Origin of the sequence: Sphingopyxis sp. KK2, from assembly GCF_001990265.1 — a bacterium.
In the GTDB taxonomy this organism is placed as follows: domain Bacteria; phylum Pseudomonadota; class Alphaproteobacteria; order Sphingomonadales; family Sphingomonadaceae; genus Sphingopyxis.
The window spans coordinates 1-24828 of sequence record NZ_LYVN01000053.1; the positions used below are offsets into that span (position 1 = coordinate 1).

Here is a 24828-nt window from a genome sequence, read left to right on the forward strand (position 1 = left end):
CGCAGCGTGTCGAACTCTTCGCCGCCGGCGCGGCGCGGGTGGGAGAGGCGGACACGCGTGTCGAACCCGATCCGCCCTTCCTTCAGGACAAGGATGCGGTCGGCGAGCAGGATCGCTTCCTCGACATCGTGGGTGACGAGCAGCGTCGCCGGGCCATGCGCCTGGCAGAGTTCGCCAATCAGCCGCTGCATCTTGAGCCGCGTCAGCGCGTCGAGCGCCGCGAAAGGTTCGTCGAGGAGCAGCAATTTGGGCTCGCGCACGAGTGCCCGCGCGAGCGCCGCGCGCTGCGCCTCGCCGCCCGAGAGCGTTGCGGGCCAGGCGTCGGCGCGGTGGGCGAGATTGACCTCTTCGAGCGCAGCCTCGGCGCGCGATCGCGTTGCCGCGGGGCCGCCCAAACCGATGACGACATTCTTCCAGACCTTCTTCGACTGGACGAGCCTTGGCTCCTGGAAGACGACGGTCCGCGCCTCGGGCACCCAGGCTTGGCCGCCATCGGGCGCATCGAGACCGGCGAGGATGCGCAGCAGCGTCGTCTTGCCGCTCCCCGATGCGCCGAGCAGGGCGACAAACTCCCCGGCGTGGACGGTAAGGTCCAACTGGTCGAGCACGACATTGCCCGAGAAGCTGCGGGTAACGCCGATGGCTTCGACGGCGACGGGATGATGCGAGAAGTCGGGTTCGACGACCTCGTGGGCGGGCGCGAAATTATAGGAAATGACGGACATGGCTGGCCTCCTATCGGACCGCGACGCTGGCGCGCCACGGCATGAAGAGCTTTTCAAGGCTGCGAACGATCAGGTCGGCGCTGAGGCCGAGCACGGCATAGATCGCGATGCAGATGAGGATCACGTCGACCTGCTGGTACATCTGCGCGCTGTTGAGCAGATAGCCGAGGCCCGCCGAGGTGTTGATCTGTTCGGCGGCGATCAGCACCAGCACCGAGACGCCGAGCGCGAAACGGAGCCCGGTGAAGATCTGCGGCAGGGCGAGCGGCAGCACCACTTGGGTGATCAGACGGCGCCCCGACAGGCCGAAGCTGCGCATCGCCTCGATCACCTTGCGATCGACGTTGCGGACGCCCGCATAGGTGTTGAGATACATGGGAAACATCGTCGCGAGCGCGATGAGGAGGAGCTTGGGCGCCTCGCCGATCCCGAACCAGACGATGAACAGCGGCACGAGCGCGAGGAAGGGGATGGTGCGCAGCATCTGGAGGAGCGCGTCGAACAATTCCTCGCCGAGCTTCGACAGGCCCGCGATCGTCCCGAGGAAGAGTCCGAAGACGATACCAACGGCACCGCCGACGAGCGCGCGGGTCAGCGAGGTCGCGACCTGCTGCGCGAGGTCCTGCTCGTGCCAGAGCTGTTGCCAGCCTGTCACGATGCCCGCAGGCGAGGGGAGGATCGACGGGTCGATCCAGCCCGCAGTGGTCGTGATCGCCCATGCTGCGACGACGATGAGCGGGCCGATCGCGCGCCGGGCAAAGGAGAGGCGTTCCGACGGCCCGGCGGACGCGCGGACCGCGGGCTGGACGAGGGTGCCGACGTCGGCGCGCGGGAGCGGTGTAGGCGCGTTCATTCGCCCGTCTCCACGCCCGCGATCACCGCATCGTAGCGATTGTCGAAGATTTTGCCCGCATCGAGCTTCTGACGGACGAGCCCTTCTTTGAAGAACAGGTCGGCCTCGTCCTGGTGCGCGGCGATGATCGCCGGCGTGATCGGCGAATAGCGTGACGGCGTGCGCCTCAGGATCGCCTCGGCGGTCTTCGCATCGACATTGTAGCGCTTGGCGAGCGCGGGCGCGGCCTTTTCGATATTCTCGCGCTGCCATTTCGTCGCCAGCGCCGCGCGCCGGACGAGGTCGCCGATCGCCTTCGCCTTCGCAGGATCGGCGAGCGCGGCGTCGGAGGCGACGAGATAGAAGAAGCCCGGCGTGTTGGGCGGCGCGCCGCTTGCCAGCACGCGCACCTTTTTCGCCTCGAGCGCTTGCGTCAGATAAGGCTCGCCGATCGTGATCGCATCGGCCGATCCCTTGTCGAGCAGCCCGGTGCCAAAGCCCTGCGCCTGGATCTGCTTGATATCTCTCAGCGAAAGGCCCTGTTTCTCGAGCAGGCCGGCGACGAAATAATGAAGCACCGTTCCCTTCATGAAAGAGACCGACTTGCCCTTGAGGTCGGCGATGCTGCGGATCGGGGAGTCGGGCTTGACGACAAGCGCATAAGGCGAGCCGCCGCCATCGACCGTCCGGCTGACCGCGACCACCTTGACCGGACTGCCCGCCGCCTGCGCGAAGATCAGCGGGGTCTCGGCCATCCAGCCGACGTCGATCGAGCCGCCCGTCTGCGCGGCGATGATCGGCGGGCCGCCGACGAAATTGGCCCATTCGAGTTTGTAATCCGAGGGCTCGCTCTGGCCGGCGGCGTCGAGCGAGGATTTGAGCGCGTGGAGCTGGTCGGCGACCTTGATCGTCGTGCCGTCGGCGCCGCTGCCGCCGCACGCGGCGAGGGTCAGCAGGACGCCCGCCGCGAGCGCGCGGAGCGGGGAGAGGGAGAGCTTCATCGCGGCGCGCCTCAGGCGGTCTTCGGGCCGACGGGCCGGTCGCCGACGATCGTTACCCGCTCCATGTGGCGCGCTTCGCTATAGCCGGGCACGGCATAATGCTGGGTGGCCCGATTGTCCCAGAAGGCGATCGAGCCGGGCTTCCAGCTCCAGCGCACATGGAATTCGGGGCGCTTGACCTGGTTGAAGAGCTTCGCGAGCAGTGCATCGCTTTCGGTTTCGGAAAGACCGACGATGCGGCGCGTGAAGACCGAATTGACGTAGAGTACCTTCTCGCCGGTTTCGGGGTGGATACGCACGACCGGATGCTCGACCGGCGGGAAAGTCTTCTGGAGGGCTTCGCGCTTCTCTTCGGTGTCGAGGAACTGCAGGAAGGTTCGCGTGTCGTGGATCGCGGTCAGCCCGTCGATCTGCCGCCGGGTCTCGTCGTCGAGCGTCTCATAGGCCGCGACGGCGTTGGCGAAGACGGTGTCGCCGCCGAGCGAGGGCGAGACGCGCTGGATCAGGATCGAGGCGGCCGAGGGTTCGCTGCGGAATGTGGTGTCGGCGTGCCAGTTGCCGTCGCTGGTCTGGCGGTAGCCGCCCGGCAGCCTTTCCTTCAGTTCCTCGGAAATCAGCGGCAGGATTTGCGGATAGTCGGGCAGCGAGAAGACGGGATGCTCCTCGAGGTCGCCGAACGCCGCGCCGAGCGCGATATGCTGTTCGCGGGTCAGATGCTGGTCGCGGAAGAAGATGACGCGATATTTGAGGAGCGCGGCGCGCAGTGCATCATAGGTCGGGCGATCGAGCGGCTGGGCGAGGTCGATGCCGCTGATCAGCGCACCGAGGCTCGGCTGGAGCGGGGTGATGTCGAAGAGGGCGGTGGCATTTTCGGGAGCAAGCGTCTGGACGGTCATGTGGGAGTCCTTTTTTGAATCTGGCAAGGCGGGGAGGCGCGCCAATCGGGCACGCGCAAGGGACCGGAGGCCGCGCGATGCGACGCCGGGAAGGGGCGGCTGATACCGCTTGAGGACTTAGGTCGCGCGCTCGGGCAAGAGGTGGCGCGCCTGTTTCGGAACGCGGCTAGCGCTGCGGGAGGATGTGCATCGTATCACCTCATTCAATGAGGGGAACACGATACCTGGCGTTGTCACCTGGGCATCGCGCGCTTTAGCCGTTGATAACGCGGAGCAAGCTGCTTCCCTGTCAAAAGCCGCGAATCCCGAAGACCGGTCGGGATCAGGCCGGTAATTCAACTTGATTGGTAGAGTTCGCGGCGTCAAGCGTAGTTTCGCTTTGCGCCGGAGAAGCGCCGCTGCCATCGCTCGTTTCCTCGCTCGCCGGAGTGACGGCCGAACCGTCCGGGCGGTTCCGGGCGATCGCTTCGACCTATGCCGTCACGGCCTCGAGCGCCTGGCTCAGCTCGTCATTCCACCGGCTGTCGCGGAAGGGCAGTTTTCCGATCGCCCTCATGTCGAAGCGCGGCTTGGCCGTTCGGAACATGGCCATGGCTTCGCGCGCCGCGGCGTGGTCGCCCTCTTTTTGAAGCCCGGCAATCTTGTAGACATGGCCGAGCCAATAGCCGGGTCGGCGAGCCAGCGCGGCCGTGGCTTCCTGCACCGTCGTGGCGGGATTCCCTTCCATCAGATTGGCCAGCGCGAGCTGGCCGAGCCGGTGGAAATGATAGGTGTCGTGCGGATTGAGCCGCATCGCGTTGTTGAGCACGCGGATCCCGTCGTCGGGGTGCCCCGAATAAATATAGCAACTGCCGAGGTGGGCGTGCGCCGAGGACATGCTGGGTTCGAGGCGGATGGCTTCGTGCAGCAGCGCGATCGCGCTGTCGTGGCGCCCCGACCAGAGGTCGATCATGCCGAGCAGCGCCCATGTGCGTGCCGAATAGGGATCCATGTCGCGGGCGAGGACGAGCTTGCGGCGGAGCGCGCCCGCTGTGTCCGGATCGATGCCCGTCGCCCACATGTCGGCGACCTCGCAGCGTGCCTGTTCGAGCAGGACATCGACCGATTCGGGTTCTCTTTTCGCGGCCCGCTGCAGAAGTTCGCCGGCCTTGCGCGCATCGTCGCGGGTGAGGCGATCCATGTGCCAGCGCGCGCGCCACAGTAGTTCGTGCGTGTCGAGCTGGTCGGCCGGCCGCCCGCGAACACGCTCGACCTGATCGGCCTCGATGCGCGCCGCCAGCGCCGCGATCGAATTATTGGCGATCTTGGACGGGTCGCTCGTCCCCGCCGTCTCGAGCAACGCGTGCCGGTCCGACCACAAGAGTCGCGACGAACTGGCCTGGGACAGGGCGATCGTCAGCGTCTCGTCGGGGTTGAACTGGCAGTGCAGCAGATAGTCGACCCCGAGCGCCTTGCCCGCGCGCATCAGCGCCGTGGGGCCGTCGATCTTCAATTTGGTCGCCGGCGCGCCGACGAGCGACAGCCAGCGCAGGCGCGCCGTGCGCTCGACGAGCAGGTCGGCGATGCGATCGATCGTTGCGGCATGGTCCGCCGGCATCGGGTCGTCGTGCACGATGATGCTCAGCGTCGGACGCGATCCCGTGCCAGCGGCATTGGCCGACGGCGCGTCGGTGATCCAGTCGGCCCCGATATTGTCCTCGCGCGCGGTTTCGATCGCCTGGCGTTCCTCGCGCAGCCAGTCCTCGAACCCTTCTTCCCAGGCGATGTCGATCCCTTCGAGGAATTCGCCGCGCGATTCGGTTATCCGCTGACGGTCGCGCACGTCGACGACGACCCGGCCGAGATCGAGCGCGACGGTTTCATGCGCCACGACGAGCAGGGGGCGGCCCTCGGCGTTGACCAGCGGTCGCAGGTTGGAAAGTTCGCGGCGCAGGCTCGCCTGCGAATTGGCGCGTTCGCGGCTGCCCCAGATACGCTCCTGAAGCCAGCGGCGCGAGCGCTCGCCAGACCTCGACGTCGCAAGCATCGCGAGAAGGATACGCGAACGCTTGGCCGTTATATGTATTCTCGACCCGTCTGGTCCAACAAGTCGAAAAGAACCTATTAAATCGAGCTGAAAAGCTCCCCCACCCGGCACCGTTTCCCCCTCCGACCCAGATGAAACCCCTACCGTCATTGAAATTGCATGGAAAGATGAATCTTTAACGACATATTCACCATATCAGCCGATGCGGAAATCCGGCCGGTCCCGACGTTCGGGTTTCAACGCCGGATGTAGATTTGCTCGCGGGAACGATCCTGCCCGGGATTTCGAATAGGCATCCCAATCGCTTCTTAACTTTTTCGCCTTATCAGCCGGCGGGTCGAATAGTTTTGGAGCAGGCTGATGCTGCGGAGTAAGAGAATTGCGATGACTGCGGCGGTTGCCGTCGCTGCCCTGACCGCGGTCCCCTCGTCGGGGAGCATCAACCGCACAATCCATCTGCGCGCCTTCGTGCCGGTCTATTGCAACGTCGAACTGACGCCCTCGATCGGCGGCGAAGCCGATAACGGCATCATCGACCTCGGCCGGTCGCAGGAATTCTGCAACGCGCCGCGCGGTTACCGGATCATCCTCGAGCATCCGACCGACCTGCCGCAGGCGGCGGTGATCAGCGACGCGGTCCGTATTCCTTTGTCCGAAACGGGGGAAACGGTGCTGGCCGATTCGGATCAGCCGGCGATCCAGTTCCGCGATCTCGCGCTCGACCTGGGGCATGAGCAGGGCTCGATCAGCCGCCTCGGGCTGCGGATGGAAGTCAAATATTGAACCCGATCGGCGCGCGTTGAGCGCGCACGATTGATTGCCGGCCGGTCTGGGCGCACATGTCATCGTGCGGTCGGCCGGGGCGTACGACATGATCGTCCTTCCGCGGTCAACTGACCGGGGCGAGGGTGAGGATCAGCGTGTCGCGATAGACGCCCGCCCGTTTCGCCCCCACATCTTCGACGATGACGTCGAGCGGAATTCGCTGTCCTTCCAGTCCCGCGCGCGGATTTACCAGGCCCTGCTGCGCGTCGAGCGCCAGGTCGCGACCGCCGAACCGCACGTCATAGCTGATGCGATCGGCCTCGCTCGTCGACGCGGCGCCTTCGCGGAGCATCGCCTTGCCGTTGAGGCTGCGCGCGGTGACGGCGTAGCGGCCGGTGCTGCGAACCTGGATCGACAGCGAGCGCGACAGCGTCGAAAAATCGAGGAAGTCGATCTCGCCGCGCGTCGATGCGCCGGCGATATTGGCGCTCAGGACGTTGGGAACCTGCACGGTGACGGCGAGGATACCCGGAATTTCGTTCGGCAGCGTCGTATCGACGTCGGCACACCAATAGCGGATGGTGAATTGTTCGCGGTAGACGCCCGCGGGCAGGTCTTCGCGCAAATTGGTCAGGAACAGGCGGATACCGGCCTGCTTGCTATTCTCGTCGGCCGCCAGCGACACTGTCCCCGAGCGAAGCAGCGCATAAGCCTCATTGCGATAGGCGCCGATGTTGCGGCCTGAATCATTGCTCCGCCATTCGACCTGCGGCCCCGCACTGACCCCGATGCGCGACTGGATCGGCGAATCCTCGTCGACGATCTGATAGGCGATGGTGAGCGCCTCGGTGCCGACGCCGACGCGGCGAAACGTCAGGTCGAGCGGCTGGACGACCTGCGCCGCGCCCGCCGCGTCGAGCGGATCGACGCGGATGTTCGGGGCGACGGCCGGATCGACGGTGACGCATTGGGCGGCCGCCGCGGTTGTGACCATCGTCGCAAGGGCGGGCAACAGGACAGCGATCATCGGCTTTTTCACGGCGACTACCTCTCGTCAGAAGGAGTGAGAACACCGACGCGCGCGATGCCGGACTCCGCTTCCGGAATTTCCAGAATATAGGTGATCGGCGGGGACCCCGCCATCTCGATGCGCCAGCGGCCCGCCCTGACGCCGCTGATGCCGAAGCGGCCCTGCCGGTTGGTGAACAATTCGACCTTGCGGCCTTCGCCGCCGATCTCGGTGGCGCTGCCGACGCGGAGCGCCAGCGGCTCGTCGCCGTCGAGCATCAGGCTGCCCACCACCATGATGTTATAGTCGGACCCGACGGTCACGACATAGCCCGAGCGATAGGGGGGCAGGACGCGGAGCGAACCGGTGCCGATGTCGAGGCCGGCCGATGCGTTGGGCACGTCATAGGTCAGGCTCCGCGGCGAATAGGAACTGACCTGGCTGTAGAGCGCGGGGCCGAAGGTGCCCGACCGCGCCTGCGCGCTGCCTTGCGAGGGTTCGACCTCGACCTTGAGCCCGTCCTTGTTCTTGTAGGGGCGGACGATCGCGAAACTGTCGCTGACCGGCCGGCCGACAGCAAATGCGCCGTCGGCGAAGGCGATCGCGCTGGCGACGCGCAGCGACGTGCGCTGGTCGGTGATGTCGTTGCTCTGGGTCGAATAAGCCGTGCTGTGCGCCAGGCCGATGTCGGCGCGGTTCGCGACATAATTTCCCGAGGCGTTGAGCGCATATTGGTCGTCGCCGATGTCGACATTGGCGACGCCGCTCCACGCGCCGATGCCATAGCCGCCCGAACTCTGGAAACCGAAGCGTGCACGGTTGTCGCGGCTGTCGAATTCGGCGCGTGCGCTCGATCGCTGGCCGAAACGCCGGACGAACGACACGCGGAAGCTCTTGTCGCTGCCGCGCACGCCGTCGCTCCACTCGGCGTCGAACACCAGATTGGCTGTCCGGCCGATGCGCCGGCCATAGGTGACGCGTACCGAGCTTTCGTCGGGCGCGCCTGCACGCGCACGCGCATAGCGGGCTTGCACGCCCGCAAAGCTGTTCTGACTGAGCGTGCGGTTGAAGCTAAGCGACAGATTGTAGCTGTAGGGATTGTCGGGCGCGATCTGTCCGACCGCACCGAAACGGCGGCTGCGGAACTCGACCGCGGCGATCACCGACGAGCTGCTGTTCTGGCCCTGCGTGACGCGCTCGAGCGAAAAATTGGTCGCCCAACCGCTGCCCGTCGAGGGGAGATAGCTATAGGCGACATCGGCGCCGAGCGTGCCGAGGCTGGTGCCGACCACCGCCTCGCCGCCGACCAGATAAGCCTTTCCGCTATACTGGAAATTGCCGCCGAGTGTCAGCGCCTCGTTGATGCCGCGCCGATAGAAGCCGGTGACCGACAGGTCGTTCGAATATTTGATCCCCTGGTCGCGCCGCGACAGGACGCCGACGTTAAGCGCGAATTCGGACAGGCCGGGGGCAAGCTGGGTGCGCTCGATGAAGGTCGAAAAGGCGATGACGTCGCGCCGGCCGGTCTCGTCGGTGATGATCAGTTCGACGTCGTTGCCGCCCTGCGCGAACGGAAAATCGCTGACATTATAGGTGCCGGGGCCGAGCCGCAGCGTGCGGACCGGGCGGCCGTTGACGATCGCCTCGACCGTCGATTCGCGATCGAGCGCAAAGGTGCGGCCGCCGCGCGGCGACACGGTGCGCTGCGGATCGAGGAGCGCGTAGCTGCGCGTCAGGCCGACGCCCGCGATATCGAGCTGTCCCTGGAAGCCGCGATTTTCGGCACGCAGGTCACCCGCGGTCCAGCGCAGCAGCCGCTTGGCATCGTCATAGACGAGCCGCGTGCCGTTGCGGTTGAACCGCTTGCGCTGGCCGTCCCAGTCGCCTTCGGCCTCGAACACGAAGCGCCCGATGCGGCTCGCCCCGTCGAGCGAAACAAAGGGATCGCCAAGACCCGACTGGCTGCCCTTGTGCACATAGTCGAGCGATGTGCGGATGTTCAGATACGCCGAAAAGGATTCGGGCGGCGCAAAGTCGCCGATCGGGTTGTTGTCGAGATCGGCGAGCGCGACGGTCTGCAGCGCGCGGTCGCCGGTCGCGATCGTCACCGTCAATTCGAGCGACTGCTTGTCGAAGCGCAACGGCAGCCCGCGCTGTTCGAAGGCCGACAGCGGCGCAAAACCATCGGGCGTGGCCGCGGCGCGCAATTCGGCGAGGCGCGACGGGTCGAGACGCGCAGACAGAAGGTCCGCCAGACGATCGACCGCGATCAGGATCGTGTCGTCGGACGTGATCTGCGCATCGATGTCGCCGATATAATTGCTGCCATCGCGCACCGGGACGACGATCGTCATCGTGCGGCCGGTACTGTTGAGGCGAACCTCGCTCGGCGCCTGCAGCGCCGCCATCGTGACCGGCGTGGCGCCGGCGATGGGTGCCGGGGCGACCGGCGTGCCGGCCTCGTCCGCCGCTGCGAAGCGTGCGGTCTCGCGACAGGCGAGGGGGAGGGCGATGGTTCCGAAAGCTGCGCTTCGGTCGTCGCTACAGCCACCTCGCGCGCCCATCGTCGGCGCGGTCAGCGAATGGACGGCGCGCGCCTCTTCGGCGAGCGCCACCGGCGCCCGGAGCAGCAGGGTGGCGATCGTAACCGAGCACGCACCCAATATTATCGAACGTCGGGCTCCCCTCCGCACGACGCGATCACCGCGAGCGGCCGGACAGGGTCGCTTCGGCGGTGCCGCCGGCGCTTTCGAGTTCGATCGGCGCCGTGAACTTGCGGCTCGCTTCGGGGCCGACGAGACCGAAACCGATCATCTGCTGGACATCACTGCTGTTCAGCGAACGGCGCAGCACTTCCTTGCCGCTCGCGTCGCGGTGGACCAGCGTCAGCGATCCGCTGCTCAGATAGCCGTAATTCTTGCCCGAATTATGGACCGTGAAGGCGATCCTGGGCTTGTCCTCGGGCTTGGCCTGGACGATCTCGGTGCTTTCGAGCGTCAATTTCGGTTCGCCGCCGAGGATCGACTGGACGTTGACCATCGCCTGGAAATTATAAAGCACCTGGATCGTCGACTGGCCGCCGGGCACTTCGACCGGAAGCTGCGACACCTCGGCATAATAATGCCGGCTGCGATCGACTTCGGGATCGCCGACATATTGGATGCGGAACGCCTGCGTCGCGCCCGGCGCAATCATCGCCTGCGCCGGAAAGGCAACGAGGTCGTCGGTCAACCGGTCCGACGCCTTGACGGTATCGGGCAGGATGTCGGCTTCGACCAGCCGGATCTCGACGGGCAGGGGCGAGGTGCCGGTGTTCTCGACGCGGATCTGCCCGCCCATTTCGCGGCCCGCCATGCGAAGGTCGAGGATGACCGGCTGCACGGTCATCGCGGCATAGGCCGCCACCGAACCCAGACCCATCACGCCCGCGAGCGCCGCGAGAACCGTTTTCTTTACCTTGAACATGTCGCCCCCAAAAAATGCGCTGCCATTCCCCGCGCGCACAAAGCTTCAGGCAGGCATCGGAAATACCCGATGCCTGCCCATCATTTCATCACTCTTTCGACCCACAAAAGGTCATGTGGCCAACCCCGCGATCACGGTACGGTGATCGTGATGACCAGATTGTCGCTATAGGCCCCGGCGAGCATCGGAGCCGCCGTCGCATCGCGAAATACTTCCATCCGCACATCGAAATCACGCAAGCCTGGTGCTTGGGTCGAACCATGGTTGTAGCTGTTGCTCGATCCCGCCGCTGTCGGCACCCACCCGAAGATTCCCCAGTTGGTGTCGCGCCAGTTGGCCTGATATTCCATGCGGCGATTGCGTGCGAAACCCGCCGGAGGGTTGCTGGCCGATGCCAGATGCGCGAGCCCGCCGTTGGTGCTCTGAAGCGTAATATTGTGCGTGGTATTGCAAGCGCCCTGACCGCGGACGCGTATCGCGACCTCGGCGTTCGACGCAATCGCCATACCCGATGAGTTGGCGATCAGCGCAGACGGGATCGTCCAGGTATTGCCCTGGAACTGCGACGAACTGACGCCAGTCGTTGAAGACGCGTACTGCCAGGTGGTCGGAAGGGTGCAGAAGGCCTCTGCCGTACCGATGATATCGACCGACTGGGTTTGGGCGCTCTGCGCCAAGGCCGGGGTGGCGAGGGTCGCCAGCGCAGCGGTCCCCAGAATGGAAAGCATGGATTTCATGACGGGCATTCCCCCATGGAATTGAACAGGATGAAGACGGCGCGGCATGTCAGCTCGACGGCGCCAGCGTGATCGTGATGGTGCCCTTATAGGTGCCATATTCGAGCATCAGGTTCGGCTGTTCGACCCGCGCGGCGGTCATCGTCTCCAGATTGGAGATATTGAGCTGCAGGCCTGGCGCCGGCGCGGCGCGCGCCGACGTGAAATTGATGCCGAACCCATCGTTGCCGCTGCGCGGACGATAGTCGATATCACCGATCCAGCCGACCAGCTTGGCATCAAACGCGATATGCCGCGTCATGTTGGCCGGTTGGGCATAGGGCACCGAGCGCTGAAGCGTCATCGGCTGTCCGCCGATCGTCAGCCGGTGCGAGGTATTGCACCATGCGTCGGCGATCGTTGCGCTCGCAAGCGTGGTGGTCACCTTCTTCGAGGCGTCGAGCAAACCATTGGGGCCGGTCAGGTCGCCGAGATTTATCACGGTAGTGTCGGGCGTTCCGAGGCCGCAGGCCCCGAGGACGGTCGAGCTGAGATCGATCTGCGAAGACGCGCTTTGCGCGTGGGCGACGCCGGTCATGCCGAACAGGGCAATTCCGGCGATGGTCAATTTGAGGCGATGGGTCATATCGTCACTCCCGGTTTTGGCCGAAATCACTGCGCGAGTGAAATGGTGAGACGAACCTGACCGGCATAATCGCCGGCGATGGGCCTCAGATTGTTGGAAACGGTCGGGTTCGACAGCGTCAGCTTGAGCGCACCGATATTGGCTTGCGTCGCGTTGAGCTCGGTCGCGTCGGTGAGCGTGCTGTTCGCCGAGCTGGTGAGCGTGCTCCACTCAAGCTGCGCGGTATAATCGACCCGATTGGTGAAGGACGAAGCATCGCCGACGATCGTCACGGTGTCGTGACGCAGCGGTTCGGCCTTGATCGTGACCTTCGAGGGCGCGTTGCAATAGAAACTCGCCGCGAGTTGCCTTTCGGTCTCGGTGCCGTTGAAGGCGTTCACGATCTGGCCCGTCGCGCCGGTAAGGCTGCCCAGGTTCATCGGGGTCGAACTGATCGCCAGTTCCGAGCAATAGGGCGGGATGGTCGTCGTAACGACCATTTGGTCGGAATCCTGCGCCAGCGCAGGGGCGGCGTAGACCGAGGCGCTCAACATGAAAGCGCGAAGCATGATGGTCTTCACGATCTTCTCCTAAAACTCATCCGCAGCGCGGATGTCCCATTCATCGGTCCGGTCTGACAGCGACCCGTCACCATCGGGTGAAGGATGTGCCGTCATGACCGCACCGTCAATTCGACGACGATAGTGTCGCGGTAGCGGCCCAGTGCGGGCGCCTCCGCTTCACCGCGTCCGCTCCAGCGCAGCTTCATCGTTCCCGTCCGGTCGATCGCGGTGGCGTCGCCCGACGACCAGCCCGATCCCGTCCCGAAAACACAGCCGCCCGATGCCTGGTCGGACAATTGATCGGCGCGGCACCAGCCGAGGGCATTGCGCCCCGCGTCGGTGTCGACGTCGATCGAAACCTCATAGGGAATATGGCTTGCAATGCCTTCCCGTGCGCTTTCTGCCGCAAAGCTGCCTTCGCCCGACCGGACGCGCAGCTGAAACGGCGCGTTGCAATCGAGGCCGAAATTCGCCTGTGCCTGGCCGTCGCGGTTGAAATCGAGCTGCTGCGCCAGCATCGGCGGAGCCGCCATCCGGCAGCGTGCCGCGACTTCGCCGCGCAGGTCGATCCTGAGTTCGGTCGACAGGCCCAGCGGCGCGTCATACGCCGTATAGCCTGCACCCAGCGCCGCAACACTCATCTCGCCCGCCGATGCGGAAGCCGCACCGCCGATCCCGCCGAGCAGGATAAGCAGGGCAGAGGCCCGTTGGAAGAGGAGTGTGGAACGATACATTCGTTCGTGGTCCTATCGATGTCTCTCGACCCGCTACCGCGCCTAAGGCGCGATAGCGGGCGATAGACTTATCGAATTAGAGCGCCGTCGCGGTGAAGCGAATGTAGCCGGTGTAGTCACCAGCAACTGCACGACGGTTCGTCGGGTCCTTGAGGACTTCGATCGTGTCCGCGCCGCTGAAACGACGAAGGCCGGTTTCAAACGCGCCGGCGGTGCTGGCCGTACGGCTGACAACACCCGAGGCTTCGGTGGCCGTATCGAGCACGAGGTCTTCGCCGCCGTTGACATACACGCCAGCATCGGTCTTCACGCGAATGTCGAAGCGGCTGGTGAAAGAGCTGACGTCTGCGGTCGTCGTCGAAGTGGTCAGAGCGCCAACCGAAAGGGTCACAGATGCAGGGGCGTTGCACCAGACGTTGCCGAAGCTGCGGTTAGTAAAGCTCTCACCGTTGAACTGACCGGTGCCGTTCGCCAGCGCAACGCTGATGTCCGACTGGTCCCAATCCGGATCAGCGCTGGCGCCCGAACGGTGGTCGCCGACACCGCAAGCCTTGGCGACGGTAGCGCTCAGTTTGATTTCACCAGTCGCCTGGGCGAAAGCCGGGGTCGAAGCGAGCAGGCCAATAGCCGAAACGGCTGCAAGAATCTTCTTCATCTTTTCCTCCACAAAAGCCCGGCCAGGTCCGGCCGGATACTATTCCCAAAAAGACCGAAGCTCCCTCTTGCGAGGACTGGCGTCCGGCCACTCACGCAGCGGCCCGGTTGCCCAGGCCACAGTTTGTGCGTCCGCGCTCCGGGGGAACGCGAAAACACTGTGCGAGGTCGGCATGACCTCGCGATCGGCGCATCTCGGATGAAATGGCCGCAATCCGGCGGGCCGGGACAAGCCCAGCCGACGAATGTGATTCAGGGTTGTGTGCGCGACCTTGAGAGGTCGATGGACGCTGGCCGTGTGGCCTATCCCCCCGGACTGACGAAGCGGTGCGACCCCCGCCTCGTTCTCTCCCCCGCAAATCAATCCTTAATCTTCTGTAAACAATGTGCCCGACGTGCCGTCCGGCGATCGTGAAAAAAACGCCCGCCTAGCGTGAATTGCAGGGGTGAAATCTCGTGTCATTTTAGAACAAAAAATGACGAACCGGCGGGATTCCGACGATTCTTTGAATCCCGAATTTCTTCGGGTAGCCGCTTTGCCATCGAGTCGGCGTCGGTTCGACCTGCTTGCTCGTCCGAGTCGTTTTGCGACTGTCGCCGCCATTCGACAAGAAAATCGAGGCCCTGAGATAGGGGCGACTATGGTCCCGGCGGCCGGTCGCCGCCATGCCGATCCGGCCGGACGTCGCTTCGCGTCGGGCATGCCGGCAACCCGACGCCTCCCGCGGCAAAGCAGGGCGGACGCGACGCCGGAACGGCTGGTGTCGAGGCGGTCGCTATGGCTATGGAAAATCCATCGCGTCCCGGTATCACCGGGCCTCGACAGATTATCTCCCGCGAAAGGACTATCCATGCGTAACACGGCCCTACTGACCCTCGCGGCGCTCCTGCTGGCGGCGTCCCCGGTGCAGGCCGCGCCGCAGGCCAAGCCCGAGGCGGTGCTGAAAACCAAAAGCTATGAAGCGGCGTCGAAGATCCTCGACCGCGATCATGACCGCATGATCGGCGAGATCGTCACGCTCACCGAAATTCCGGCGCCGCCGTTCAAGGAGGCCGCGCGTGCCGCCGCCTATGCCGAAATGCTGAAAGAGGCCGGGCTGCAGGATGTCGAGATCGACGAGGAGGGCAATGCGATCGGCGTCTATCGCGGCACCGGCCCCGCGGGCGGCCCCGCGGTGATGATCGCCGCGCATCTCGACACGGTCTTTCCCGAAGGCACGCCGGTGAAGGTTCGCCGCGAGGGCACGCGGCTCTACGCCCCCGGCATCGGCGACGACACGCGCAGCCTTGCGGTGCTGCTCGCCTATGCGCGCGCGATGAAGGAAGCGGGCATCAAGGTGAAGCAGGACATCATCTTCGTCGGCAATGTCGGTGAGGAGGGGCCGGGCGACCTGCGCGGCGTCCGCTACCTGCTCACCAGGGGCAAGTATAAGGATCGGGTGAAGGCCTTTTTCTCGATGGACGGCACCGATGCGACGCGCATCGTCAACGGTGGGGTCGGGTCGAAGCGCTATCGTATCACCTGGAAAGGGCCGGGCGGGCACAGCTATGGCGCGTTCGGGCTGGTCAACCCGATGGCGGCGATGAGCCAGGCCGTGGTCGATTTCTACAAGATCCCCGTCCCCGCGAAGCCCAAGACGACCTATGCCGCCAGCGTCACCGGCGGGGGGACCTCGGTCAATTCGATCCCGAACGAGGTCTTCATGGAGTTCGACATGCGCTCCGAAGATCCGGCCGAACTGGCGAAGCTCGAACAGGCGTTCCTCGCGGTCGTCCGGAAGAGCGTCGAGGGCGAGAATGGCAGCCGCTCGGTCAAGGAGGGTGCGATCACCGCCGACGTCAAGCTGATCGGCGACCGCCCGGCGGGCGAGACCGCGACGACGCAGCCGATTTTCCGCAACGCCGACGCGATCATCCGCGCCAAGGGGCTCGAACCGCACCCCTTCTTTTCGTCGACCGATTCCAACATGGCGATGAGCCTCGGCATTCCCGCGGTGACGATCGGATCGGGCGGCGAGGGCGGGCGCGCGCACTCGCTCGACGAATGGATCGATGTCGAAAAGACGAAGAGCCTCGGCGGCGCGACGATCGGCCTCGCCATCCTGCTGGCAACGGCGGGCGTCCAGTAGTCGCGGCGCGGTGCCCTGTCCCAACGCGGAGCTTCGGCACCGCAGGTGCCGGGGCATGTCCTCTCGCTTTTGCGCCGCGCCTCGGCTAGCAAGTTGGGTATGGGGGATATTAACCAGACTGCCTTGAGCGCGCGCGCGGCGGCGCCCCGAACACCGCTCGGCGCCGCGCTTTCGGCGTGCCGGCGCCATATCGCGGCGGCGGCGGGGTTCAGCGCGCTGGTCAATATCCTCTATATCGTGCCGACGCTCTACATGCTGCAGGTCTATGACCGGGTCGTGCCGACGCGCGGGGTGCAGACGCTGTTCTTCCTGACCGCGGTGCTGCTGCTCGCGCTCGCGACGCTGTCGCTGCTCGACCGGCTGCGCGCGCGGCTGCTGGTGCGGATGGGGGTGCAGCTCGACCTGCTGCTGGCGCCCGCGATCCTCGATGCGACGGTGGGGCGGCCCGACCTGCCCGCGGCGCGCGCGGCGCTGCGCGATTTCGATGCCTTGCGCGGCGGGCTGACCGGGGCGGCGATCCTCGCGGTGTTCGATGCGCCCTGGGTGCCGATCTACATCCTCGTCTGCGCGCTGGTGCATCCGTGGATCGGGCTGGTCGCGCTGCTCGGCTGCCTCGCGCTGCCCGCGATCGCCTGGGCGAACGAGCGCGCGACGCGCGCGCGGCTCGACGAGGCGCAGACGGTCGCCAGCGCCTCCTATGCGCATCAGGACGCGATATTGCACGCCGCCGAAGCGGTGCGCGCGCTCGGCATGCGCCGCGCGCTCGTCGCGCGCCAGCTGCGCCAGCGGCAGGCGATGCTCGGCGCGCAGACCGACGCGAGCTTCGCGGCGGGCGGCTATCTCACCGCAACCAAGTTCGTCCGCCTCGCGCTCCAGTCGCTCGCGCTCGGGCTCGGCGCGCTGCTCGCGATCGACAATCTGATTTCGGTGGGGGCGGTGTTCGCCGCCTCCTTCCTGATCGCACGCGCGCTCGCGCCGATCGAGCAGCTGATCGGAAGCTGGAAGGCGATCGGGCAGGCGCGGCAAAGCTATGCCAACCTCAACGAATTGCTCGCCGCGCAGCCGGTCGCGCATGACGCGACCGAATTGCCGGCGCCGAAGGGCGTGCTCCACATCGACAATGCCACGATCCTCAACGAGGCGCGCGACGGGGCGATCGTCCAGGGCGTGAGCTTCGAGGTCGCGGCGGGCGAGGGGCTGGCGATCATCGGGCCGAGCGGCGCGGGCAAATCGACGCTGGTACGGCTGATCGCCGGCGCGATCCTCGCCAACCGCGGCACGGTGCGGATCGACCGCGCCGACATGGCCGACTGGAACCCCGAAAGGCTGGCGCGACATATCGGTTATCTGCCGCAGGAAGCGTCGCTGTTCGCGGGAACGATCGCCGAGAATATCGCGCGCTTCGACCGCGAGCTCGGTGCCGAGCGCGGCGCGGTCGACGCCGCGGTGGTCGCGGCGGCGCAAAAGGTCGGCGCGCACGAGCTGATCCTGTCGCTGCCCGGCGGCTATGACCATATGCTCAAGCTGGGCGGGCGCGGGCTGTCGGCGGGGCAGGCGCAGCGGATCGCGCTGGCGCGCGCGGTCTATGGCGACCCGGCGGTGCTGATCCTCGACGAGCCCAATGCGCATCTCGATGCCGAGGGCGATATGCTGCTCGCCGCCGCGCTGCAGCGCTTGAAGGCGGCGGGCACGACGATCCTGATCGTGTCGCACAAGACGAGCATCTTGCCCGTCGTCGACCGCGTGCTGCTGATGCGCGGCGGGCGGATCGAGCTGATCGGGCCGCGCGACGAGGTGCTGAAAAAGCTCGCGCCGCCGCCACCGCCGCAGCGCGGGCAGGGCGGCAAGGTGGTGAGCCTGTGACCGGCGTCCCCGCGATCATCGCGCCGCCGGCGGAAGCGGCCGACATGGCGGCGATCGCCGACCCCGGCGGCGAAATCCGCCGCGGGTCGATCATTGCCGGATTGTTTTTCATCCTCTTCCTCGGCTGGGCGGCCTTTTTCCGGCTCGATGCCGCCGCCTATGCGCAGGGCGCGCTCGCGGTCTATGGCCAGCGCCAGTCGGTGCAGCATCGCGACGGCGGCATCGTGTCGGCGATCCATGTCCGCGAAGGCGACCGGGTGCGCGCGGGGCAGATCTTGGTCGAACTCGCCTCGCCCGAGGTGCGCGCGCAGGAACGCGCGATGCAGGCGCAGGCGATCCGCCTGCTCGCGCAACAGGCGCGGCTCGAAGCCGAGCAGGCGGGGCTGCGCAGCGTCGCGGCGCCGCCCGAATTTGCCGAGCTGGCCGAGGCCGACCGCGCGGCGGCGGCGCAGGCGCTGCGCCAGCAGCAGCGCGAGCTCAATGAACGGCTCGGTGTCCTTTCGGCGCAGCGCGGTTCGCTGGGCGAGCGGGCAGTCCAGTCGGGTGCGCAGGGCCGGGGCTTTGGCGAACAGACGCGCGCCGCGCGCGAACAGATCCGCCTGATCGACGAACAGATCGCCGCGCTCGAACCGCTCGCTGAAAAGGGGTTCGTCTCGAAAACGCGCATCCGCGACCTTGAGCGCCAGCGTGCCGCGCTGGAGGGCGATCGCGGCCGCTCCGACGCGGGCATCGCGCAATCGGCGAGCGCGGCGAGCGAGAACCGCATCCAGATCCTCGAGGCCGAGCGCAGTTTCGACGAGCGTACCGCCGCCGAATTGCGCGAAGTCGAGACGCGGCTGGCCGAATTGCTGCCACAGCTGAAGGCGGCGCGCGAGCAATTGGCGCGCACCCAGATCCGCGCGCCCGCGACGGGCACCGTCGTCGGCCTGTCGGTCTTCACCCCCGGCGGCGTGATCGCGCCCGGGCAGAAACTGCTCGACATCGTGCCGCAGCGCGAGCCGCTGATCATCCAGGCGCGCATCGCGCCCGAGGATGCCGACGATCTGGTCACCGGCCAGCGCGCGCTGATCAAATTCCCCGGGCTGCACGAACGCTCGCTGCCCAATCTGGAGGGCACGCTGACGCGGCTGTCGGCCGACAGCTTCACCGACGAAAAATCGGGGCTGACCTATTTTACCGGCGATATCCGCGTGCCGCGCGACCAGATCGACGAGATCATGAAGATACGCGGCAAGGATTTCGAACTGCGCGCGGGCATGCCCGTGCAGGTGCTGATCCCGCTGCGCAAGCGCACCGCGCTCGACTATGCGCTCGAACCTTTGGTCGGCAGCTTCTGGTCGTCATTCCGCGAACATTGAGACCGGCGGTCGGTATTTGACGGGCCGCCCGATTGCTTGCGGCAACCGGGCGGGGGGCGCGTCAGGCCAGATTGATGTCGTAGTGATGCACCCCGACGTGCCATTCGGTCCACTGGTTATGCGCACCGTCGAACAGATGACTGTCGGCCATGTCGGCGGTGTAGAGCGCTCCGCCGACCGGGCTGCTGGTGCCTGCCAGTGCGAACAGGTCGTCGTCCCAGGCCAAAGGTGCGAAGGTGCCGCTGCCGCCGCCAGTCGCGACCATCGGTACCGGGACGGCGTAGATGAAGTCGCCCGACTGCAGCTGCGCCTTGGTCACGCCGCGCACCGTCACCTGGTCGCCGCCGCCAAGGGCGATTACGGCGTTGCCGCCGACATCGGTGGTCGCCTCCATCACCTGCTGATGGGTTTCGAAACCGAGCTTCGACAGGTCCATCCGGTCGGTGCCCGAGACGAAATCGGTGATCGTGTCGGACCCCGATCCGTGGAAGAAGCCGAAGATGTCGGCGCCGCCGCGGCCACCCAGCTGGTCGTTGCCCCGACCGCCCACCATGATGTCGTCGCCCTCGCCGCCGCGGACCGAAAAGGTGCCGTTGGTTTCGGCCGAACCGTCGAAGTTCAAAGTTTCGCCCGGTTTCAGGTCCTTGGCATCGATCGCCAGATTCTTGCCGCTGGCGACATTGGCGTCGACGGTCGTGAGCTTGTAGCTGTAGCTGTTGCCGGCGGTGTCGCCGAAGCTGGTGTCGCTGCCTGACAGGAGGTTGATGCGCTCGACATTGACGATGCTCGTCGTGCCCAGCGTCAGGCCGGCGGCATAATTGCCCTGCAGGATCACGAAGTCGGTTTCGGTGCCGCCGTCGATCCGGTCGGCCGCGGTCAGCGTCGCGCCGAAATAGAAGGTATCGGAGCCGGCCAGTCCCGACACCGTATCGTCGCCCCCCTGCGACAGGTTGAAGATGTTGCCGGCGTTGGTGCCGTTGATCACATTGTTCGTGCCGTCGCCGCGCAGCTCGTCGCCCGGCCCTTCGAGGCCGCGAACGAAGACGGTAACCGTCGCGGTCGACCCGCCGACCAGCGTGTAGGTGAAGGTGTCGGGCGTGAAGCCGTTCACCGCGCCAAGCTGGATCGCCAGCGTATTCCTGATCAGATAGTCGAACTTGTGGTTCGGATCATAGGTGTAGGTGCCGTCGGCGTTGACCGTGAGCAGCGCGCCCGAGGCGAGCGTGATCGCGGATCCGAAGGTCGCGGCCTGGCCGTTAATCTTGAACAGCGCGGGGGTCTGGCCGCCCGCTGCAACGATGTCGTTGGCGAAGAGATTCCCGCTGACCGTGGCGTTTTCGCGAACCTGCGTCGTTTCACCGATTGCAGTCGCGCGCGCGCCGATCAGCGCCTCGAGCGCGAGATCGGCCTGGATCAGGCCCCAGCCGGTGTCGACGTCGTAGCCGGTGCCGGTCAGCACGCCGATATTGTGCGTCGGCCGCCCGGTAGCGAGCGCGGTAATGTCGATCGCGGTCGTTTCGAGCGCGCTCTGGATCTGCGCGGCGGTCGCATTTGGCGATGCCTGCAGCAGCAGCGCGGCGATCGCGGCGGCATTGGGCGCCGCCGCCGAAGTGCCGTAGAAGTTCGGCAGCGTGTCGGCATCGCTGCTGATGTCGCTGCCGAAGAAAGTATTGTTGCCGCCGTCGGCCATGGTGATGTCGACGGTGGTTCGCGTTTCGGGCGTCGCGAGCAGATTGCCCGCGGTATCCAGATAGATTTGCGTGCCGCCGCGCGAGGTGAAGCTTTCGCCCAGCGGCGGGCTCTGCCCATAGGCCGGGGTGTTGTACCAGTCCGCCGCCGCAACACCGATCGCGCTCGCGGCATTGGAGTGACCCCAGGATGTCGAGCTGTTGGTCGCATATTCGTTCGCCGACCAGCTGCCGCCGAAGGTGACATATTTGAAGAAGGTCGGGTTGGTGCCGACCGGATCGACGCCGATCGACACCGTGTAACTGCCGGTGCCATTGATCTGCCCGAGTTCGATCGCGTCGCGCCCGACGTTCGCGACATCGATGACCGTGATCAGGGTGCCGTCGAGCTGGCGGAAGATCAGCGCGAGATCCGAATGCGCCCCCGCGCCGCCGACCGAAAAGAAGCTTTCGGCCCATTGCAGGTCCCAGATGATATTACCGCTTTGCGTGACCGTCTGGGTCGTGTCGACCCCCGCGCCGGTGTCGAAGTCGTGCAGGCGATAGGTGATGCCGCCCGAGGTATAGGTCTGGCCCGAATCGACGAAGGTCGCTTCGTAGGAGCGCTGCGCCTGGTTGCCCGCCGACGAGAAATATTGGACGCCGCCCGCGGTGACCGTATCGACCGCCTGCGCGATGATGCCGTCCTGGAACATCGGTTCGGCAAAATAGATGATGTCGTCGACGATGATATGCGCGCCCGCGTCGGCGAGCGCGAGGATGCCGGCGGCAAAGATCGCCTGGCCGCCCTGCGCGGTGTGGAAGGACAGCGTTGCGCCCGGCGCGATGTCATGCGCGAGCTGCATCATCGCGCGGCCCTCGTCGCGATTGGTCGAGAGCGTGCTGTCGAGCAGCACCTCGATCCCGGCGGGCAGGTCGCCGCTCGCGATGTCCTCGGCATAATGGATCGTCAGCGGCGTGCCCGCGGTGGTCAGCGTCGCGGTGTTGAAGCTGTCCGAGATGAAGCCGATCTTCACGCCGGTGCCGTCGAGGCCGTAGTTGTTCTGTACGACGTCGGCATTGCCCGAAAAGACGTTCTGGCTCTGCACCGAACCCGCGAAGCTTGTCGAGTAAGCGGGCCGCGCGAAGTTGAGGTTGGCGAGCGCGGCGAGGTCGTCGATCGCGTCGAGCGGGATATAGCCGCCGACGAGCGCGCCATAAGCGACGCCGCCCTCGAAACCGAGTGCCTCGAGCTGCGCGAGCAGCGCGGCGCCATTGCCGTCGAGCGCGGTCGCGTCGATCGCGACATAGCCCGCATGGACGGGCGCGATCGTGTTGCTGCTCTGGAAGCTTTCGAGCGCCGCGGTGCGCGCGGCCGCGTCGAGGCCCATGACCTTCAAGCCCGATTCGGCGAACAGGTCGGCGAGACCGAACTGGAGCTTGCCGAAATCGGCGCCCGCCGCGACCATGCCAGCCGACGCCAGCGTCGTCAGGCTGGTCGTCGCGGCGCTGACGCCCTTTCCGCTGCTGCCCCAGCTTGAGGTGAAGCTGCCTTGTGCGCTCGTCGGCGCGGCCGATGCGGTGGTCGGCGCTGTCGGCGACCCCGTCAGGATCGCTCCGCCACCTTCGCCCGGCAGACCACGGCTCGCCACCCGGCCGCCCGATGCGGCAATATCATATGCGTCGATTTTCATGTCAGCCCCCCTGACTGAGTTGGCCGATATGCCCTGGCCCGGCATCGATCACCAACAGCCGCGACTCGCGCGGGCGGGGCATGGTTTCAGAATAATCCCATGATTACCAGATTATTGACCATCGGCAGGGGCAAGCCGTTGGTTGCAGGTGGAACTTGATGGTCCAACCGCCGCCCGATCATCCGGGACTCGGGTCGTCACGGCCGTTCGGCGAGCACGTCATAGTGCCGGCCGATGCCGAAGCGCGCGAAGCGGGTGAAGCCTGCACCGCGCAGGCGGGCTTCGATCGCTTCCCCGTCGATCCAGCGCCGGTCGACCTCGTAAAAGATGGCACAAATCCGGTCGCGATGCTCGGACGCCATCAGCGCATCGACCACGACTTCCTCATGCCCCTCGACGTCGATCTTGACGATCAGCGGCAGGTCGCCGGGCAGCAGTGCGTCGACCCCGGCGATGCCGAGGATGCGGATGTCCTCGCCCGATGCGGGCTGTGCGCCGCGCAGGCTGGCGACGCCGCTGTGGCGCGCGTCGGTGGCGATGGTCGCGATACCCGAGTGGAGCGACACCGCCGCATGGACCGGGCGGATCGTGGTGCCGAGGCCGTTGAGCGCGATATTGTCGCGCAGCAGCGCGAAGGTCGCGGCGACGGGTTCGAAGGCGATCGCGGCGGCGCAATGCGGATTGCGCGCGGCGAGCAGGCTGTAGAGCCCCTGATTGGCGCCGATGTCGACAAAGGCGAAGCGTGCGTCCCGCTTCGCCAGATAATCCGACAATACGGGGCCGTAGGTCGCGTAGCGGCAATATTGGAAGGTGCGGTCGCGCCAGTTGGCGCGCATCCGCACGCCGTAGCGCGACGTCACGACATCGCTGCGGTCGTCGGCAAAGGCCGACGCCATGCGGGCACCCCATTTGTGGAGCGTTTTCTTGACGCCATATTCGAGGAAGGCGGCGACGCGCGATTGGGTGAGACTGGTCATTGGCGGGCCATGAAATCGAGGATGGCTTCGGCGGCGCGCGCCGACGAAGGGCGATCCTGCAGGTCGAAGCTGTAGCGGAACAGATCCTCCTGCCGCGCGCGCATTGGCGGGGTCAGGCGGGGCGTTTCGGCGAGGGCGTCGGCGAGGCCGTCCAGGGTGTCGATCACCTCGCCGGCGCGCCAATGGCCGAAATCGGGATTGCCCTGCCAGGCGTGGCGGCGCGGGTTGAGGAAGAGGCAGGGGCGCGGGCGGCGGATGAATTCATAGACCTGGCTGCTCGCGTCGCCGAGATAGATGTCGGCGGCGTCGGTGTAGCTCATGTCGAGGCTCGCCGGGCTGCCGGTGTCGATCAGCATATGGTCATGCTCATAATGGTCGGCGCGCGGGCCGGGGTTCCAGCCGAGCGCGAAGGGGGAGAGCGAGGCGGTGACGCGTTTCTTGAACAGCATGACATGCGGCGCGAAGATGAGGTTGTAGCGGTCGCTCCTGGCGAACCAGTCGAGGATCTGCGGTCCCATCCGGTACCAGGACGACAGCGCGGGCGAGGGATGGGGGTTGTAGAGGACGGTCGGCCGGTCCTTCGGGAACAGACGCGGGCGCGCGGGCGGCGCCATGTCGAACTTGGGATAGCCGACGATCGCATGGCCGTCGTCGCGCAGCAGTTCGGCCTGCGCGAGCCGGTCGCGGATCTTTTCGCCCGACAGCAACACGAGGTCGAACTTGCCGCTCGCCTTGTCGAAGCCGATCGCGCGGTCGCCCGCGCCGTGGCGGGTGTGGACGAGTTTCAGCGACTTGAGCCCGAAGAGCGATTTCAGCAGCAGCGAGGTCTTTTCGGGAACGACGAGCGCGTCGAGCCCCCGGAAGCGGTCGAGGTTGCGGTGCAGCGTCGAGACGATGTCGGTCGGGATCGCGCGGCCGCTGGCGCGGTTCGCGGCGCGGGCGAACGCCGATGGCGGACGCAGCCGGACGATTTCGGGCACCGGGCCGCGATGCGCCGAGGCGAGGCGGCGAACCTCGCCCTCGCAGCCTTCGGAGACGAGCACGCTGACCCGCGCATTGGTGCCGCGGCGGACGAGGTCGAGCGCGACGGGCAGCGCGTGCGCGACCTGGTGCCCGCCATGATGGTTGA

At 66.1% G+C, this 24828-nt stretch carries 20 protein-coding genes; 4 read left to right on the forward strand and 16 right to left on the reverse strand.

Going from position 1 to position 24828, the window contains the following annotated elements; all coding sequences use genetic code 11:
- The 5 genes from B1A78_RS10735 to B1A78_RS10755 all read right to left on the reverse strand — a co-directional run.
- On the reverse strand, positions 1–725 hold a 725-nt coding region (locus tag B1A78_RS10735), incomplete at its 3' end, for an ABC transporter ATP-binding protein (protein WP_077146961.1).
- A gap of 10 nt (positions 726–735) precedes the next feature.
- Positions 736–1578, reverse strand: a complete 843-nt coding sequence (locus B1A78_RS10740; RefSeq protein ID WP_077146962.1) for an ABC transporter permease — start codon at positions 1576–1578, stop codon at positions 736–738.
- Positions 1575–2558 carry an aliphatic sulfonate ABC transporter substrate-binding protein gene (locus B1A78_RS10745; protein WP_077146963.1) on the reverse strand — a complete coding sequence of 328 codons (984 nt, stop codon included), beginning with the start codon at positions 2556–2558 and terminating at the stop codon, positions 1575–1577. Before B1A78_RS10745 ends, B1A78_RS10740 begins: the two co-directional genes overlap by 4 nt.
- Before the next feature lie 11 nt (positions 2559–2569).
- On the reverse strand, positions 2570–3454 hold the full coding sequence (locus tag B1A78_RS10750) for a TauD/TfdA family dioxygenase (RefSeq protein ID WP_077146964.1): 885 nt from the start codon (positions 3452–3454) through the stop codon (positions 2570–2572).
- Positions 3455–3926: 472 nt separating this feature from the next.
- Positions 3927–5480: a tetratricopeptide repeat protein gene (locus B1A78_RS10755; protein ID WP_077146965.1), complete on the reverse strand. Its 1554-nt coding sequence runs from the start codon at positions 5478–5480 to the stop codon at positions 3927–3929.
- Positions 5481–5864: 384 nt separating this feature from the next.
- On the opposite strand from B1A78_RS10755, the gene B1A78_RS10760 reads away from it, so the two are divergent.
- Positions 5865–6263: a hypothetical protein gene (locus B1A78_RS10760; RefSeq protein ID WP_077146966.1), complete on the forward strand. Its 399-nt coding sequence runs from the start codon at positions 5865–5867 to the stop codon at positions 6261–6263.
- Between the two features lie 106 nt (positions 6264–6369).
- On the opposite strand, the gene B1A78_RS10765 is transcribed toward B1A78_RS10760, so the two are convergent.
- The 8 genes from B1A78_RS10765 to B1A78_RS10805 all read right to left on the reverse strand — a co-directional run bounded on the left by B1A78_RS10765 (position 6370) and on the right by B1A78_RS10805 (position 14012).
- Positions 6370–7272, reverse strand: a complete 903-nt coding sequence (locus B1A78_RS10765; RefSeq protein ID WP_144037774.1) for a hypothetical protein — start codon at positions 7270–7272, stop codon at positions 6370–6372.
- A 17-nt stretch (positions 7273–7289) separates the two neighbouring features.
- The gene (locus B1A78_RS10770) at positions 7290–9869 is read right to left on the reverse strand and encodes a fimbrial biogenesis outer membrane usher protein (protein ID WP_083734060.1); all 2580 of its coding nucleotides are present in this window, start codon (positions 9867–9869) and stop codon (positions 7290–7292) included.
- Positions 9870–9954: 85 nt separating this feature from the next.
- Positions 9955–10719 carry a fimbria/pilus periplasmic chaperone gene (locus B1A78_RS10775; RefSeq protein ID WP_077146968.1) on the reverse strand — a complete coding sequence of 255 codons (765 nt, stop codon included), beginning with the start codon at positions 10717–10719 and terminating at the stop codon, positions 9955–9957.
- A 131-nt stretch (positions 10720–10850) separates the two neighbouring features.
- Complete coding sequence (locus B1A78_RS22275) at positions 10851–11456, reverse strand: hypothetical protein (protein WP_144037776.1); 606 nt, start codon at positions 11454–11456, stop codon at positions 10851–10853.
- 49 nt (positions 11457–11505) lie between these two features.
- Positions 11506–12081: a hypothetical protein gene (locus tag B1A78_RS10790; protein ID WP_077146971.1), complete on the reverse strand. Its 576-nt coding sequence runs from the start codon at positions 12079–12081 to the stop codon at positions 11506–11508.
- Between the two features lie 26 nt (positions 12082–12107).
- Positions 12108–12641, reverse strand: a complete 534-nt coding sequence (locus B1A78_RS10795) for a hypothetical protein (protein WP_077146972.1) — start codon at positions 12639–12641, stop codon at positions 12108–12110.
- Positions 12642–12733: 92 nt separating this feature from the next.
- Positions 12734–13357, reverse strand: coding sequence for a hypothetical protein (locus B1A78_RS10800; RefSeq protein WP_077146973.1), 624 nt, complete (start codon positions 13355–13357; stop codon positions 12734–12736).
- Positions 13358–13433: 76 nt separating this feature from the next.
- The gene (locus B1A78_RS10805) at positions 13434–14012 is read right to left on the reverse strand and encodes a hypothetical protein (RefSeq protein WP_144037777.1); all 579 of its coding nucleotides are present in this window, start codon (positions 14010–14012) and stop codon (positions 13434–13436) included.
- An 850-nt stretch (positions 14013–14862) separates the two neighbouring features.
- On the opposite strand from B1A78_RS10805, the gene B1A78_RS10810 reads away from it, so the two are divergent.
- From B1A78_RS10810 to B1A78_RS10820, 3 genes are all read left to right on the forward strand, one after another.
- On the forward strand, positions 14863–16140 hold the full coding sequence (locus B1A78_RS10810; protein ID WP_077146975.1) for a M20/M25/M40 family metallo-hydrolase: 1278 nt from the start codon (positions 14863–14865) through the stop codon (positions 16138–16140).
- A 99-nt stretch (positions 16141–16239) separates the two neighbouring features.
- Positions 16240–18003 (forward strand): type I secretion system permease/ATPase, encoded by a 1764-nt coding sequence (locus B1A78_RS10815; RefSeq protein ID WP_083734062.1) that lies wholly within the window; start codon positions 16240–16242, stop codon positions 18001–18003.
- A complete protein-coding gene (locus B1A78_RS10820) occupies positions 18000–19361 on the forward strand; it encodes an HlyD family type I secretion periplasmic adaptor subunit (RefSeq protein WP_077146977.1) in 1362 nt (453 codons plus the stop codon). The genes B1A78_RS10815 and B1A78_RS10820 overlap by 4 nt, the downstream gene beginning before the upstream one ends.
- Positions 19362–19422: 61 nt before the next feature.
- Here B1A78_RS10820 and B1A78_RS10825 read toward each other — a convergent pair whose 3' ends face one another.
- The 3 genes from B1A78_RS10825 to B1A78_RS10835 form a co-directional block, all read right to left on the reverse strand.
- A complete protein-coding gene (locus B1A78_RS10825; protein WP_077146978.1) occupies positions 19423–22722 on the reverse strand; it encodes a S8 family serine peptidase in 3300 nt (1099 codons plus the stop codon).
- Between the two features lie 197 nt (positions 22723–22919).
- Positions 22920–23699: an FkbM family methyltransferase gene (locus tag B1A78_RS10830; protein WP_077146979.1), complete on the reverse strand. Its 780-nt coding sequence runs from the start codon at positions 23697–23699 to the stop codon at positions 22920–22922.
- A partial coding sequence (locus tag B1A78_RS10835) for a hypothetical protein (protein WP_077146980.1) occupies positions 23696–24828 on the reverse strand: 1133 nt, incomplete at its 5' end. The genes B1A78_RS10835 and B1A78_RS10830, both read right to left, overlap by 4 nt.